This window comes from Bacillus sp. V26 (genome assembly GCF_034296245.1).
GTDB lineage: Bacteria > Bacillota > Bacilli > Bacillales > Bacillaceae > Bacillus > Bacillus halotolerans.
In genome coordinates, this window is record NZ_JAXKQF010000001.1 from 681,162 (window position 1) to 697,053 (window position 15,892).

Here is a 15,892-nt window from a genome sequence, read left to right on the forward strand (position 1 = left end):
ACTGAATGATAGCGAAACACATGATTCGGACACTGATGATAGAAACGCCTTCGGTTCCCGGAAATCTCGGAAGAGTGGCTACAGCAATCGGCCTTCTGGGCGGAGACATTGGTGATGTGGAGACGGTAAAAGTCGGACCCAATTACACGATGCGCAATATTACTGTACAAGTGGAAAATGAAGAACAGCTTCAGGAAGTGATCATGGCTGTTCAGGCTCTTGGCGAAGGGATCAGGCTTCACACGGTATCTGATGAAGTCCTGTCTGCTCATGAAGGCGGAAAAATCCAAATGAAAAGCAAAATGCCAATCCGTTCGCTGGCAGAGCTCGGGCGCGTCTATACGCCAGGTGTAGCAGACGTCTGCAGACTGATCGAGAAAGAACCTCAGAAGGCTGATATCTATACAACAATCAGCAACTCGGTCGCAATTGTAACCGATGGAACAGCGATTCTCGGCCTTGGTAACATCGGCTCTGTGGCGGGAATGCCTGTTATGGAAGGAAAGGCCGCGCTGTTTGATCAGCTGGCAGGGATCAGCGGTATCCCGATTTTGCTGGATACAAGTGACCCTGAAGAAATCATCAATACGGTAAAACATATTTCACCAGGATTTAACGGCATCCTGCTTGAGGATATCGGGTCACCGCATTGCTTCGAAATTGAAGATCGCCTAAAAGAGGAGCTCAATATTCCTGTCATGCACGATGATCAGCATGGGACAGCTGTCGTCACGCTGGCAGCTGCCATTTCGGCATGTAAAAGCGCGGGCGTTGACTTGAAAGAAGCAAAAGTGGGGCAGATCGGCCTCGGCGCAGCGGGCGTAGCCATCTGCCGGATGTTTATGGCTTACGGCGTCAAAGCTGTATGCGGTACAGATAAATCAGAGGCGGCGATGAGTCGTCTTAAGCAATACGGCGGACAGACAGCTGCCAGCATCGAAGAGTTAATGGAAACATGTGATATTGTCATTGCCACCACAGGAGTTCCTGGTTTAATTAAACCTGAATTCGTACGATCTGGTCAGGTCATATTGGCTTTATCCAATCCGAAGCCGGAAATTGAGCCTGAGGCTGCTTTGCAGGCCGGCGCAGCGTATGCAGCTGACGGGCGGTCTGTGAATAATGTGCTTGGCTTCCCGGGTATATTCAGAGGAGCACTGAATGCCAAAAGCAAGGAGATCAATCACGATATGCTTGTGGCGGCAGCAGAGGCCATTGCAGCCTGCACAAAGCCAGGCGATGTGGTTCCGCAGCCGCTGGATTCAAAGGTCCATCACGAAGTGACAGCCGCCGTTGAACGCGCAGCTCTTACAGCGGTCAAACATTAAAATGAAAACAGCACCTGGCACGACAGGTGCTGTTTTTTTCTGACAGGTTCAAAACATTTTAATAACAAGTTCCATTTGCTATAATGAACCAAAATGAAACAGGGAGTGATCAGCATGGCAAAAAGCCGAGCGAAAAGAAAACGGGAGCATCTGCTTAGAAACAGCGGACGGGACGCCTTATTATCAAGAGGCAGTTTTCCATCCTTCAGCACCCATGAAAGAATGACAAAAAGCATAAAAGACATATTGAATAAAAGAAAGCATAAACACAAAAATCCTTATGATCATAATGCATTTGATGATAGGGATTTTTTTATGCCCGAAACCGCCGCCTAGCAATCTCTATCGTTTCTTTTTGAAAAAGAGCATGTTTTTCCGTTTCTTTCATACAATCTATTAAATCAAATCAATAGAGCGGGCGGGAGGAAACGATATGCGGAAAATTTCTTATAAGGACATGTTTCTCGGGCATGTAAAGGATCATCTCTCTCTTTATATATTTGTGTCTGTCCTGTTTTTCATGGGTGTGATTTTTGGCGCTATTATTGTCAACAGCATGACGATCAGCCAGAAAGAAGATTTATATTATTATTTAAGCCAATTTTTCGGACAGCTATCAGACGGAAAGCAGGCCAGCTCATCCGATATGTTTTGGCAAAGCATTTTTCATAATGTAAAGTATTTAGGGCTGATGTGGATTTTAGGCATTTCTGTGATTGGTATGCCGATCATTTTTATTATGATCTTTCTAAAAGGAATTGTCGTCGGATTTACTGTGGGATTTCTCGTCAACCAGATGGGAATCAGCGGTTTTTTCTTATCCTTTGTCTCGGTTTTGCCGCAAAATGTGCTGCTCATTCCAGCTTACCTCATTATGGGCACGTGTGCGATTGCATTTTCTTTAAAGCTGATCAGGCAGCTGTTCGTCAAACGAAGTCTGCATGATGCGCCGATCCAGTGGTTCGGGCGGTATGCTGTTGTTCTCCTGATCATTTTATTTTTAGCGCTGATCTCGTCTCTCTTTGAAGCATACATGTCGCCTGTTTTGATGGAAAAGCTGACATCGCGACTTTTTTAAAAACATTATTAAAAGAAAATCATTTTATTTATCAGTTTATAATAATTATAGTTGGAACTCCGCGCTTATTTTGTTATAATGAGTCATGGAATGCGGCGTAGGAGGGAAAGACATGGAAAACCGTATTGATCGAATTAAGAAACAGCTGCACTCGTCCAGCTACAAACTTACGCCTCAGCGTGAAGCGACAGTAAGAGTGCTGCTTGAAAACGAAGAAGACCATTTAAGCGCAGAAGATGTATACCTCCTCGTAAAAGAGAAATCTCCTGAGATCGGTCTCGCAACAGTATACCGTACGCTTGAATTACTAACTGAATTAAAAGTCGTTGATAAAATTAACTTTGGAGACGGCGTGTCCCGTTACGATCTTCGTAAGGAGGGGGCAGCTCACTTTCATCACCACTTGGTGTGCATGGAGTGCGGAGCCGTTGATGAAATTGAAGAAGATTTGCTTGAAGACGTAGAAGAAGTCATTGAACGTGATTGGAAATTTAAGATCAAAGATCATAGATTGACGTTTCACGGCATTTGCCACCGCTGTAACGGAAAAGAAACTGAATAGACGATGCCGGGCTCGAACCTTTTCTCTTGGGGAAAGGGTTTTTTGCTGTTTCGACGTATAATTCCTTTCTGATTTGGCATATGGTTTAAATAACTGGAACCATAGAGAAAGGATCGATTGGGACATGGGAAGATTCCTGAAAACGGCTGTTGATACATTGAAGGTTTTTATTCTGTTCACAGGTTTTACCGCTCTCTTCTATTATGCTATGATATGGGTAAATCAAGAGTATGAAAACTATCATCGGTACGATAAACCGGAAGGCTCTGCCGTAAAAGTTGTTGAAATGGATGCGGAAGAAAAAGGCGGATGGTTTGACCGGTTAATCTTTTTTTACCAAAATGGGGAGTAGATCTAGAGTGAAAGATCAAATAAAGGATTTCATCCACTACGTCATGGTAGAGAGAGGGCTTTCTCAAAATACGGTGGTCTCCTATGAACGTGACTTGAAAAGCTATTCTCTTTATTTAACAGAAACCCTTCATATCAACAATTGGAACGATGTGACCCGTATACATATTATCCAATATTTGAAGCACTTGAAGGACTCGGGGAAATCCGGAAAGACATCAGCGCGGCATTTGGCATCGATTCGCTCTTTTCATCAATTTCTGCTTAGGGAAAAGGTGACGGACAAAGACCCTTCCGTACATATCGAAACACAAAAAACAGAACGGACGCTTCCAAAGGTGCTGGCGCTGAACGAGGTTGAGCGGCTGTTGGACACGCCTAAGCTTACGAGTCCTTTTGGCTATCGGGATAAAGCGATGCTGGAGCTGCTCTATGCCACAGGTATCCGAGTCAGTGAAATGATTGAATTGAAAACGACAGATGTCCATTTGTCAATGGGGTTTGTCCGCTGTTTCGGAAAAGGGAGGAAAGAGCGGATTGTGCCGATCGGTGAAACCGCTGCTTCTGCTATTGAAGAATATATGATGAAAGCCAGGGGGAAACTGCTGAAGAACAAAGTGTCGGACGCACTCTTTTTAAATCATCACGGAAAGCAGATCAGCCGCCAGGGGTTTTGGAAAAATCTGAAGAAAATTGCGCTCGAAGCCGGAATCAAAAAAGAGCTCACCCCGCATACACTCAGGCATTCCTTTGCAACGCATCTTCTTGAAAACGGGGCTGATTTAAGAGCGGTGCAGGAAATGCTCGGTCATGCGGATATATCTACGACGCAAATCTATACGCATGTGACGAAAACAAGGCTGAAGGATGTGTACAAGCAGTACCATCCGCGTGCCTAGCCGCAGCAGGCTGCGGCTTTTTTCTTTAGGCCAGACAGAAAATAATGAAGTTTCTCATTATTTTCAAATGCATTGTCAACGGGAATGAAAACGGTTTATACTTGAGTTGTCAGACCTCTAGGCGATACAATAGACGTATAGAAAAAAAGGAGGCTTTTATGATGCCTGCATACAAATATAATCGCGTGTTTTTAATCGTAATGGATTCAGTCGGTATTGGCGAAGCGCCTGATGCCGCCGACTTTAATGACGTTGGCGCCAATACGCTCGGGCATATTGCCGAGCACATGAACGGATTACATATGCCGAATATGGCAAAACTTGGCCTTGGCCTTATTGGTGATATCAAGGGCGTTGAAAAAACAGAACAGCCGCTCGCGTACTTTGGAAAAATGCAAGAAGCGTCAAACGGCAAAGATACAATGACAGGCCATTGGGAGATCATGGGCTTATACATTGATAAACCGTTTAAAGTGTTCCCTGAAGGCTTTCCTGATGAACTGCTTCAGGAGCTTGAGAAAAGATCGGGCCGCAAAATTATCGGAAACAAGCCGGCTTCTGGCACAGCTATTTTGGACGAACTCGGCAAAGAGCATATGGAGACAGGCGCTTTAATTGTGTACACTTCAGCTGATTCTGTTCTGCAAATTGCCGCTCACGAAGAAGTTGTTCCGCTTGAAGAACTGTACCGCATTTGTGAAACGGCGAGAGAGCTGACGCTTGATCCGAAATATATGGTAGGCCGTATTATCGCACGGCCGTTCGTCGGCGAGCCGGGACATTTCAAACGGACGCCAAACCGCCACGACTATGCGCTTAAGCCGTTTGACCGCACTGTGATGAATGAATTGAAAGACAGCGGCTTAGATGTCATTTCAATCGGAAAAATTTCTGATATTTATGATGGAGAAGGAATTACGTCTTCCCGCAGAACGGTATCCAATATGGACGGAATGGACAAGGTGGTTGACACGCTCGGAGAAGACTTTACGGGTCTGAGCTTTGCAAACCTTGTTGATTTTGACGCCTTATACGGCCATCGCCGTGATCCGGAGGGCTACGGACGCGCGCTTGAAGAATTTGATGCTCGTCTTCCGGAAGTATTCGAACAAATGAAAGAAGATGATCTGTTAATCATTACAGCCGATCACGGCAATGATCCGATTCATCACGGAACAGACCATACACGTGAGTATGTGCCGATTCTTGCGTACAGCAAAAAACATGAGAAAGCACAAATGTTGCCGCTCGCAGATACATTTGCCGATATCGGCGCAACCATCGCGGATAACTTCCAAACAAAAAAACCGAAATACGGTAAAAGCTTTTTATCTTTATTACAATAGGGGGACTGTTTCTTGAAAGACAGAATTGAACGCGCAGCCGCTTTTATTCAACAAAACTTGCCTGAATCACCAAAGATCGGCCTTATTTTAGGCTCAGGTCTTGGTATTTTGGCTGATGAAATCGAAAATCCTGTTAAGCTGAAATATGAGGATATCCCGGAATTCCCGGTATCAACGGTTGAGGGACACGCCGGACAGCTTGTGCTTGGCACACTTGAGGGAGTTGCCGTCATCGCCATGCAGGGCCGCTTTCATTTCTATGAAGGCTATTCAATGGAAAAAGTCACTTTTCCTGTTCGCGTCATGAAAGCGCTCGGAGTCGAGGCTTTGATCGTGACAAATGCGGCAGGGGGCGTAAACACTGAATTCCGTGCGGGAGACTTAATGATCATTACAGATCACATCAACTTTATGGGGACAAACCCATTAATCGGGCCGAACGAAGCAGATTTCGGCGCCAGATTTCCTGATATGTCTTCAGCCTATGATAAAGATCTTTCCGGCCTGGCTGAAAAAATGGCGAAAGACCTTAACATTCCAATTCAAAAAGGTGTGTATACCGCTGTGACAGGTCCTTCCTACGAAACACCGGCGGAAGTGCGCTTTTTAAGAACAATGGGTTCTGATGCAGTCGGCATGTCTACCGTACCGGAAGTGATTGTGGCAAACCATGCGGGTCTCCGCGTACTCGGCATTTCCTGCATTTCGAACGCAGCAGCCGGAATTTTGGATCAGCCTTTATCTCACGATGAGGTCATGGAAGTGACAGAAAAGGTGAAAGCCGGATTCTTGCAGCTTGTGAAAGCGGTAGTTGCTAAGTACGAATAAAAATGGAATTCAGAAAAGATAAGAAGACAGCTGTTTCTAATTGAAACAGCTGTCTTTTTTTATGTCGAAAAAGTCCCGAAACATTTTCCAACAGTGGTGTATAAAACCATTCAGCTTGGAAAAAATAAAAGGGATTATGAAATGGAGGGCTTTTGAGATGAAACGTCTTTTATCCACTTTGTTGATTGGTATCATGCTGCTTACATTTGCACCGTCCGCATTTGCAAAACAAGACGGAAAACATACATCGGAGCTTGCTCATGAAGCCAAGTCTGCGGTGCTGATTGAACGTGATACTGGAAAAGTGCTTTACAACAAGAACAGCCGTGAGAGACTGGCGCCTGCAAGCATGACAAAAATCATGACGATGCTTTTAATCATGGAAGCCTTAGACGAAGGAAAAATCAAGATGAGTGATAAGGTCCGTACGAGCGAACATGCTGCTTCAATGGGCGGATCACAGATTTTCCTTGAGCCCGGGGAGGAAATGACAGTTACAGAAATGCTGAAGGGCATTGCGATTGCATCAGGAAATGACGCGTCCGTAGCGATGGCTGAATTTATTTCAGGCTCCGAGGATGAATTTGTGAAAAAAATGAACAAAAAAGCGAAAGAGCTGGGATTAAAAGATACATCCTTTAAAAACCCGACCGGCTTGACCGAGGAAGGGCATTACAGCTCGGCTTATGACATGGCAATTATGGCTAAGGAATTATTGAAATATGAATCAATCACCAAGTTTACAGGTACGTATGAGGATTATTTACGTGAAAACACAGATAAAAAGTTTTGGTTAGTGAATACAAATAGGCTTATCAAATTTTATCCCGGTGTAGACGGCGTCAAAACAGGCTATACAGGAGAAGCGAAATACTGCCTGACCGCTTCGGCTAAAAAAGGGAACATGCGGGCGATTGCCGTTGTGTTCGGGGCAAGCACACCTAAGGAAAGAAATGCGCAAGTCACAAAGATGCTTGATTATGCTTTCAGCCAATATGAGACACATCCTTTATACAAACGAAATGAAACAGTAGCAAAAGCAAAGGTCAAAAAAGGCAAACAAAAAGTGATAGAACTCACCACTTCTGAGCCGATTTCTGTATTGACGAAAAAAGGCGAGGATATGAAACATGTGAAAAAAGAAATTAAAATGAACAACAATGTTAGCGCTCCGGTTCAAAAGGGCCAAGAGCTTGGCACGCTGGTGTTGAAAAAGGACGGAAAAGTGCTTGCTGAAAGTCCTGTCGTAGCTAAAGATGATATGGAAAAAGCCGGATACTTAACGTTTTTAAAGAGGGCAATGGGAGATTGGACAAAATTTAAGTAATTATGCCGAATGATCACTAGTTTTGTCACGGTGAAGGAATTCATTCCTGCGAAATCGAAACACTCATTATCCGATCATATCAAGGAGGAATGAGCATGAGCCTTGGAATTGACATGCATGTCAAAGAATCAGTGCTTTGTATTCGATTAACAGGCGAACTCGATCACCATACGGCTGAAACGCTGAAACAAAAAGTAACGGAATCATTGGAAAAGGATGATATTCGTCATATCGTGCTGAATCTGGAGGACCTTTCCTTTATGGACAGCTCGGGGCTTGGCGTTATTTTAGGCAGATACAAACAAATTAAGCAAATTGGCGGGGAAATGGTCGTTTGCGCCATCTCTCCGGCAGTGAAACGGCTGTTTGATATGTCTGGCCTGTTTAAAATTATTCGTTTTGAACAATCTGAGCAGCAGGCACTGCTCACGCTGGGGGTGGCATCATGAAAAATGAAATGCACCTTGAATTTTCAGCTCTCAGCCAAAATGAATCGTTTGCGCGTGTGACAGTTGCTTCATTTATTGCACAGCTTGACCCGACCATGGATGAACTCACCGAGATCAAAACCGTGGTGTCAGAAGCGGTGACGAATGCCATCATCCATGGGTACGAAGAAAATGGCGACGGAAAAGTATATATTTCGGTGACGCTGGAAGATCATGTCGTATATATGACCATCCGTGATGAAGGGCTCGGCATTACAGATCTGGAAGAAGCCCGGCAGCCTTTATTCACGACAAAGCCTGAGCTGGAGCGTTCTGGAATGGGCTTTACCATTATGGAAAACTTCATGGATGATGTCAGTATCGATTCATCGCCCGAAATGGGGACGACGATTCGCTTAACAAAGCACTTATCAAAAAGCAAAGCGCTTTGTAATTAAGGAGATTTGTTATGGATGTGGAGGTTAAGAAAAACGGTAAGAACGCTCAGCTGAAGGACCATGAAGTAAAAGAATTAATCAAACAGAGCCAAGATGGCGACCAGCAGGCAAGAGACCTCCTCATAGAAAAAAACATGCGTCTTGTTTGGTCTGTCGTACAGCGGTTTTTAAACAGAGGATATGAGCCTGATGACCTCTTTCAGATTGGCTGCATCGGGCTGTTAAAATCTGTTGATAAATTTGATTTAACCTATGATGTGCGCTTCTCGACATATGCAGTGCCGATGATTATCGGCGAAATCCAGCGTTTTATCCGTGATGACGGAACTGTCAAGGTGTCAAGATCATTAAAAGAGCTTGGCAACAAAATCCGCCGAGCGAAAGATGAACTTTCAAAAACACTGGGCAGGGTGCCGACCGTACAGGAAATCGCCGAACATTTGGAGATTGAAGCTGAAGATGTCGTGTTAGCCCAAGAGGCAGTAAGAGCTCCGTCTTCGATTCATGAGACAGTTTATGAAAATGACGGAGATCCGATTACCCTGCTTGACCAAATCGCCGATAACTCAGAAGAGAAATGGTTTGATAAAATTGCGCTGAAAGAAGCCATAAGCGATTTAGAAGAAAGGGAGAAATTAATCGTCTATCTTCGGTATTATAAAGATCAGACGCAGTCAGAAGTTGCTGAGCGGCTGGGGATATCTCAGGTGCAGGTATCCAGGCTTGAAAAGAAAATATTAAAGCAGATCAAGGTTCAAATGGATCATACGGAAAGCTAGTCTGTCACTGCAGGCTGGCTTTTTGTTTTGCAAAAGCGTGGTAATTTATGGTCTTTTCAAGCGGATGAATGAGAACAAAATCGAACCACATACTACATATATAACCACCGAAAGATGGTGATCAATGATGGAACGACGACTATTTATCAGGCTTCGCCACCGCGTTTTGGCACATCCGGGGGATATCATAACGGTCGGGGATGCCGCGCAAATAGAAGGGCAGCATCAGCTGAAAAAGAAACTGTCGGCTATGCCGCTGTATCAGGTGAGCGAAAAAGATAAAAATATCGTAATTCTGGATATCATAAAAGTGCTCAAAGCCATTTATCAGCAGGATCCCTCACTTGATGTTCAAACTGTGGGCGGAGCTGAAACCATTGTTGAAATTCAGTATCAGAAACGGCACATATCAACCGTTCTTTTTATTGGTGTCTGGCTGCTGCTGTTTATCGGATCGTGCCTTGCCATCATGAACTTCCATGAGGATGTCAGTATGGGAGATGTTCATATTGCGCTATATGAAATCATAACCGGAGAGCGGAATGACTATCCATATTTACTTCAAATCCCTTACAGCATCGGTTTGGGACTGGGGATGATTGTGTTTTTTAACCACATTTTTAAAAAGCGCCTTAATGAAGAGCCCAGCCCGCTGGAGGTTGAAATGTTTAACTATCAGCTTGATCTCGATCAATATGTGGCCATGCATGAAAATGAAGAAACAATAAAGGACCTGCATGATCGTTAGTGTATTGTTCATCATTTTTGTCGGGCTCGGCGGAGGCATCACAGTCGGGGCAGGTTTCGTGGCTTTTTTAACCGTGATGGGAATCATTCCGCGTCTGATGCAGCTCACCAAAACGATGAGATTTGTTCAAGCTTATGAAGCGGCTGTTATTCTCGGTGCGGTTTGCGGGGGCTGGGAAACACTGCATATGCACCATCTCTTTTTATCAAAGTGGATTGCCGTGCCGGTCGGGCTGTTGGCCGGAGTATTTGTCGGGATGCTTGCAGCCGCGCTGACAGAAGTGTTAAATGTCTTGCCGATCTTGGCTAAACGAATCGGCCTCAGAAGTAAAATCATTATTCTATTAATGGCCATTGTCATTGGAAAAATCGCGGGATCTTTATTTCATTGGCTGTATTTTATTCATCATTCATAAGGAGGTTTCAATATGACAAACATAAAAGAAAACTACAAATCAAAAGTAAAAACATATCAGCCAAAGCCGCCTTACGTATGGAACTGTGTAAAAGCCTTTCTTGTAGGCGGTTTGATCTGCATGATCGGGCAAGGTCTGCAGAATTTTTATATCCATTTTTTTGATTTTAACGAAAAAACAGCAGGAAACCCTACGGCGGCAACGCTGATCCTATTGTCAGCGTTGCTCACCGGATTCGGCATTTATGACAGAATCGGTCAGTTTGCAGGCGCAGGATCAGCTGTACCTGTCACCGGCTTTGCCAACAGTATGGCAAGCGCGGCTCTTGAGTATAAAAGCGAAGGTTTAGTATTGGGAGTAGCGACAAACATGTTTAAACTGGCGGGAAACGTCATCGTATTCGGTGTTGTGGCTGCTTACATCGTCGGAATGATTCGGTTTGCTTTTGAGAAACTGATGTCATAGGAGGAGAAAGAAATGAAATTAACAGGAAAGCAAACCTGGGTGTTTGAGCATCACTTATTTGTCAATGCAGCGGGAACAGCAGTAGGGCCTAAGGAAAAAGACGGTCCGCTCGGGTCTTTATATGATAAAACCTATGACGACATGCACTGTAATCAAAAAAGCTGGGAAATGGCTGAAAGGCAGCTAATGGAGGACGCCATCAATACCGTGCTGCAAAAAAACAATTTGAAAAAAGATGATATTGATCTTTTGCTTGCAGGCGATCTGTTGAATCAAAATGTCACAGCCAACTATGTGGCAAGGCATCTGAAAATCCCGTTTCTTTGCATGTTTGGCGCATGCTCAACATCAATGGAAACAGTTGCTGTTGCATCTGCCTTAGTCGACGGCGGATTTGCAAATCGGGCGATTGCTGCTACAAGCAGTCACAATGCCACAGCTGAAAGACAGTTCCGCTATCCGACGGAATACGGCGGGCAAAAACCGGATACTGCGACATCTACTGTAACTGGGAGCGGTGCGGTTGTCATCAGTCAGACACCGAGTGATATTCAAATTACAAGTGCAACTATAGGGAAGGTGGCTGACTTAGGAATTACAGACCCGTTTGATATGGGATCAGCCATGGCTCCTGCTGCTGCTGATACTATTAAACAGCACTTTCAAGACATGAACCGCACAGCAGACGACTACGATCTGATCCTGACGGGAGACCTTTCCGGCGTCGGATCTCCTATTGTCAAAGATATCTTGAAAGAAGAGGGATATCCGGTCGGCACAAAACATGATGATTGCGGGCTTCTGATTTACACACCAGATCAGCAGGTGTTTGCCGGAGGAAGCGGATGCGCTTGTTCCGCGGTTGTAACCTACTCACATATTTTCAAGCAGCTGAAAGAAGGAAAATTAAACCGTGTGTTTGTAGTAGCAACCGGGGCGCTGTTAAGCCCGACCATGATCCAGCAAAAACAAACTATTCCGACCATCGCACACGGGGTTGTATTTGAACGTGCAGGAGGTGCATCTTAAGTGGACTATCTTTTGGCTTTTGTTTGCGGAGGCGCCATTTGTATTGTTGGGCAGCTGCTGCTGGACATATTTAAATTGACGCCTGCCCACGTCATGACATCCTTTGTCGTCATCGGGGCGATTTTAGATGGTTTTGGCATTTACGATAAATTTATTGAGTTTGCTGGAGGAGGCGCCACGGTTCCGATTGTCAGCTTTGGCCACAGCCTTCTGCACGGTGCCATGCATCAGGCGCATATACACGGATTTATCGGAATTGGTATGGGGATATTCGAGCTGACATCTGCCGGTATCTCAGCCGCCATTCTATTCGCCTTTATCGTCGCTGTTATTTTTAAACCGAAAGGATAATGCCGAGATGACGACAAAACGCAAGGTCATACTGGTAACAGACGGAGATGTGTATGCTGCTAAAACAATTGAATACGCCGCAAGAAGAGTTGGAGGGAGATGTATTTCTCAATCAAAAGGCAATCCCTCCACCCGCAGCGGCGCCGAGCTTGTCAGGCTGATTACATCAGCACCGTATGACCCTGTATTTGTCATGTTTGACGACTCCGGCCTTCAAGGAGAGGGACCGGGAGAAACCGCTCTGACCTATGTGGCCACTCATCCGGCAATTGAAGTGCTCGGTGTGATTGCGATAGCATCGAAAACCCATCAGGCTGAATGGACCAGGGTTGACGTAAGCATTGACCGCAATGGAGAGATAACAGAATACGGCGTGGATAAAATCGGAGAGAGGGAATTCGATGAACACAGAATGAACGGGGATACGGTCTATTGCCTTGATAAACTTGATCTGCCGCTTATCGTTGGTATCGGGGATATCGGCAAAATGGGCAGGAAAGACGATATATCGAAAGGGTCGCCAATCACCATGAAAGCGGTCGAGTTTATTTTAGAAAGGAGCGGGTATCATGCCGGACAAAAAGGAAGAGAAAATCCGGGTTTATCGGAATCCAGACAAAAATGAAGCTTATTTTAAAAATCGCGTCGGAATGGGAATCAGCTATGATGTAGGTGTTCGCAAGCTTACCATTTTAGACAGAGAAGTTCAGCTGTACTATTTGAATGGATTATGTGACACTGCCTTTATCATTCACTTAATGAGAGAGCTTGTTACCATAAACAACCGGACAGGAAAAGAGGACCCTGAAGAGCTGGTCGATATCGTTGAAAACAGGTTGCTCAACGCCCAGGTCGAAAAAGTAAAAACGCTGGATGAAACCACCGACCAGGTGCTGTCCGGGTTAGTCGCAGTTATTGTTGAAGATGCAGGATTTGCTTTTATCATTGATGTCAGAAGCTATCCGGGAAGAAATCCGGAAGAACCGGATACGGAAAAGGTGGTCAGAGGCGCCAGAGACGGATTTGTTGAAAATATCGTCGTCAATACCGCACTTCTCAGAAGACGGATCAGGGACGAACGCCTTCGCGTCAAGATGACAAAGGTCGGCGAGCGTTCAAAAACGGATCTGAGCATTTGTTATATCGAAGACATTGCAGATCCGGATCTGGTTGACATCGTGGAAAAAGAAATTGCTGCTATTGATGTCGACGGATTAACAATGGCAGACAAAACAGTCGAAGAGTTTATTATCAAACAAAGCTACAACCCGTTTCCGCTCGTCCGTTATACAGAAAGGCCCGATGTGGCGGCCAATCACGTACTTGAAGGCCATGTCGTGATTATGGTTGATACATCGCCTAGTGTGATCATCACGCCGACAACCTTATTCCATCATGTTCAGCATGCTGAAGAATACAGACAGGCTCCTTCTGTGGGAACCTTTTTAAGATGGGTACGATTTTTCGGCATTCTTGCTTCTACTTTATTTCTCCCCATCTGGTTTCTCTTTGTTCTTCAACCGGAATTGCTGCCAGAGAATCTAAAATTTATCGGGTTGAATAAAGATATGCATATCCCGATCATTCTGCAGATTTTCTTAGCTGATTTAGGAATTGAGTTTCTCAGAATGGCCGCTATTCACACACCGACCGCTTTATCTACCGCAATGGGATTAATTGCCGCGGTTCTAATCGGGCAAATTGCCATTGATGTGGGGCTGTTCTCTCCTGAGGTCATACTGTATGTCTCGCTTGCCGCTATTGGAACCTTTACGACGCCAAGCTATGAATTAAGCCTGGCAAATAAAATGGCCCGTCTTACACTTATGATATTAGTAGCGCTCTTTCATGTAAAAGGGCTCGTTATAGGATTTACTGTTCTTATTATAGCCATGGCCAGCATAAAATCCCTTCAAACCCCATACTTATGGCCGCTCATTCCGTTTAACGGAAAGGCGCTGTGGCAGGTGCTGATTCGCACGGCGAAACCTGGTGCGAAAGTAAGACCAAGCATTGTTCACCCAAGAAATCGCTTAAGACAGCCTACCAATTCATAATCGCATTGAAACTGACTGAAGAGTATGATAATGTATGTCTTAATTATGAAAGGACAGTCCATAAAACTGTCCTTTTCACCCATAAGCGGAGAAAGAGGGAATGACATTGTTCTTACACGGCACTAGCAGACAAAATCAACATGGGCATTTGGAAATCGGAGGTGTGGACGCTCTCTATTTAGCTGAAACATACGGCACGCCTCTTTACGTATATGATGTGGCTTTAATACGTGAGCGTGCTAAAAGCTTTAAGCAGGCATTTATAACTGCAGGGCTGACAGCGCAGGTCGCGTATGCGAGCAAGGCATTCTCTTCTGTTGCGATGATTCAGCTTGCCGAGGAAGAAGGGCTTTCCTTAGATGTCGTGTCTGGAGGAGAACTTTACACAGCTGTTGCAGCAGGATTTCCGGCGGAGCGCATTCACTTTCACGGAAATAACAAAAGCAGGGAAGAGCTGCGGATGGCGCTTAAACACCGTATCGGCTGCATTGTGGTTGATAATTTCTATGAAATCTCGATTCTTGAAGACCTGTGCAAAGAAACTGGGCACTCAATTGATGTTCTCCTGCGGATTACCCCCGGAGTAGAGGCGCATACACATGACTACATTACAACGGGACAGGAAGATTCAAAGTTTGGTTTTGACCTTCATAACGGACAAACTGAACAGGCGATTGAACAGGTTTTACAATCAGAACACATTCAGCTGCTGGGTGTTCATTGCCATATCGGTTCGCAAATTTTTGATACAGCCGGTTTTGTGCTAGCGGCAGAAAAAATCTTCAAAAAACTTGACGAATGGAGAGAAGCTTACTCATTTGTTTCAAAGGTGCTGAACCTTGGAGGCGGTTTTGGCATTCGTTATACGGAAGAAGATGAACCGCTTCATGCCACTGAATATGTAGAAAAAATCATCGAAGCTGTAAAAACAAATGCAGCCCGCTATGGATTTGACATACCGGAAATTTGGATCGAACCGGGCCGCTCGCTTGTAGGAGACGCAGGCACAACACTTTATACAGTCGGCTCCCAAAAAGAAGTGCCGGGTGTCCGGCAGTATGTAGCAGTTGACGGAGGAATGAACGACAATATCCGTCCGGCTCTCTATCAGGCAAAATATGAAGCTGTTACAGCTAACCGTATCGGTGAAGCGCACGATAAAACGGTATCGATTGCCGGCAAGTGCTGTGAAAGCGGAGATATGCTCATTTGGGATATTGACCTGCCGGAAGTAAAAGAAGGAGATCTGCTTGCTGTTTTTTGTACAGGCGCTTATGGCTACAGCATGGCCAATAATTATAATAGAATTCCAAGACCTGCCGTTGTATTTGTAGAAAACGGAGAGGCTCATTTAGTCGTAAAAAGAGAAACGTACGAGGATATTGTAAAACTGGATCTGCCATTTAAAACGAGTGTGAAGCAATGAAAAAAGCGCCGGGAATT

At 44.9% G+C, this 15,892-nt stretch carries 20 protein-coding genes; all 20 read left to right on the forward strand.

Features of this window, described 5'->3' with window-relative positions:
• The first annotated feature begins 5 nt into the window (after positions 1–5).
• Complete coding sequence (locus tag UJ203_RS03730; RefSeq protein WP_322008636.1) at positions 6–1,328, forward strand: NAD-dependent malic enzyme; 1,323 nt, start codon at positions 6–8, stop codon at positions 1,326–1,328.
• 114 nt (positions 1,329–1,442) lie between these two features.
• Positions 1,443–1,664, forward strand: coding sequence for a hypothetical protein (locus UJ203_RS03735; RefSeq protein WP_322008637.1), 222 nt, complete (start codon positions 1,443–1,445; stop codon positions 1,662–1,664).
• A gap of 97 nt (positions 1,665–1,761) precedes the next feature.
• Positions 1,762–2,406 (forward strand): stage II sporulation protein M, encoded by a 645-nt coding sequence (spoIIM, locus tag UJ203_RS03740; protein WP_024121933.1) that lies wholly within the window; start codon positions 1,762–1,764, stop codon positions 2,404–2,406.
• Positions 2,407–2,518: 112 nt separating this feature from the next.
• On the forward strand, positions 2,519–2,968 hold the full coding sequence (gene fur / locus UJ203_RS03745; RefSeq protein ID WP_024121932.1) for a ferric iron uptake transcriptional regulator: 450 nt from the start codon (positions 2,519–2,521) through the stop codon (positions 2,966–2,968).
• A 124-nt stretch (positions 2,969–3,092) separates the two neighbouring features.
• The gene (locus UJ203_RS03750) at positions 3,093–3,320 is read left to right on the forward strand and encodes a YqzK family protein (protein WP_010334808.1); all 228 of its coding nucleotides are present in this window, start codon (positions 3,093–3,095) and stop codon (positions 3,318–3,320) included.
• A gap of 7 nt (positions 3,321–3,327) precedes the next feature.
• Positions 3,328–4,218 (forward strand): site-specific tyrosine recombinase XerD, encoded by an 891-nt coding sequence (gene xerD / locus UJ203_RS03755; RefSeq protein ID WP_095713215.1) that lies wholly within the window; start codon positions 3,328–3,330, stop codon positions 4,216–4,218.
• A gap of 161 nt (positions 4,219–4,379) precedes the next feature.
• Positions 4,380–5,564 (forward strand): phosphopentomutase, encoded by a 1,185-nt coding sequence (deoB, locus tag UJ203_RS03760; RefSeq protein WP_024121929.1) that lies wholly within the window; start codon positions 4,380–4,382, stop codon positions 5,562–5,564.
• Between the two features lie 12 nt (positions 5,565–5,576).
• Positions 5,577–6,392, forward strand: coding sequence for a purine nucleoside phosphorylase I, inosine and guanosine-specific (locus UJ203_RS03765; protein ID WP_322008638.1), 816 nt, complete (start codon positions 5,577–5,579; stop codon positions 6,390–6,392).
• Between the two features lie 157 nt (positions 6,393–6,549).
• Positions 6,550–7,719, forward strand: coding sequence for a D-alanyl-D-alanine carboxypeptidase family protein (locus UJ203_RS03770; protein ID WP_322008639.1), 1,170 nt, complete (start codon positions 6,550–6,552; stop codon positions 7,717–7,719).
• 95 nt (positions 7,720–7,814) lie between these two features.
• Positions 7,815–8,168: an anti-sigma F factor antagonist gene (gene spoIIAA / locus UJ203_RS03775; protein ID WP_010334804.1), complete on the forward strand. Its 354-nt coding sequence runs from the start codon at positions 7,815–7,817 to the stop codon at positions 8,166–8,168.
• Positions 8,165–8,605, forward strand: a complete 441-nt coding sequence (spoIIAB, locus tag UJ203_RS03780; protein ID WP_010334803.1) for an anti-sigma F factor — start codon at positions 8,165–8,167, stop codon at positions 8,603–8,605. Before spoIIAA ends, spoIIAB begins: the two co-directional genes overlap by 4 nt.
• Positions 8,606–8,616: 11 nt before the next feature.
• Positions 8,617–9,384: an RNA polymerase sporulation sigma factor SigF gene (gene sigF, locus UJ203_RS03785; protein ID WP_024121925.1), complete on the forward strand. Its 768-nt coding sequence runs from the start codon at positions 8,617–8,619 to the stop codon at positions 9,382–9,384.
• A 127-nt stretch (positions 9,385–9,511) separates the two neighbouring features.
• Positions 9,512–10,132, forward strand: a complete 621-nt coding sequence (locus tag UJ203_RS03790; RefSeq protein WP_322008640.1) for a stage V sporulation protein AA — start codon at positions 9,512–9,514, stop codon at positions 10,130–10,132.
• The gene (gene spoVAB / locus UJ203_RS03795; RefSeq protein ID WP_024121923.1) at positions 10,122–10,547 is read left to right on the forward strand and encodes a stage V sporulation protein SpoVAB; all 426 of its coding nucleotides are present in this window, start codon (positions 10,122–10,124) and stop codon (positions 10,545–10,547) included. Before UJ203_RS03790 ends, spoVAB begins: the two co-directional genes overlap by 11 nt.
• A gap of 12 nt (positions 10,548–10,559) precedes the next feature.
• Entirely contained in the window at positions 10,560–11,012 is a 453-nt protein-coding gene (spoVAC, locus tag UJ203_RS03800; RefSeq protein WP_024121922.1) for a stage V sporulation protein AC, read from the forward strand.
• Positions 11,013–11,024: 12 nt separating this feature from the next.
• Positions 11,025–12,041, forward strand: coding sequence for a stage V sporulation protein AD (gene spoVAD / locus UJ203_RS03805; RefSeq protein ID WP_322008641.1), 1,017 nt, complete (start codon positions 11,025–11,027; stop codon positions 12,039–12,041).
• The gene (spoVAE, locus tag UJ203_RS03810; protein ID WP_003230467.1) at positions 12,042–12,392 is read left to right on the forward strand and encodes a stage V sporulation protein AE; all 351 of its coding nucleotides are present in this window, start codon (positions 12,042–12,044) and stop codon (positions 12,390–12,392) included.
• Positions 12,393–12,399: 7 nt separating this feature from the next.
• Complete coding sequence (locus UJ203_RS03815; RefSeq protein ID WP_322008642.1) at positions 12,400–13,017, forward strand: stage V sporulation protein AE; 618 nt, start codon at positions 12,400–12,402, stop codon at positions 13,015–13,017.
• Positions 12,962–14,449, forward strand: a complete 1,488-nt coding sequence (spoVAF, locus tag UJ203_RS03820; RefSeq protein WP_322008643.1) for a spore germination protein SpoVAF — start codon at positions 12,962–12,964, stop codon at positions 14,447–14,449. Before UJ203_RS03815 ends, spoVAF begins: the two co-directional genes overlap by 56 nt.
• 106 nt (positions 14,450–14,555) lie before the next feature.
• Positions 14,556–15,875, forward strand: coding sequence for a diaminopimelate decarboxylase (gene lysA / locus UJ203_RS03825; protein ID WP_322009457.1), 1,320 nt, complete (start codon positions 14,556–14,558; stop codon positions 15,873–15,875).
• Positions 15,876–15,892 lie beyond the last annotated feature (17 nt).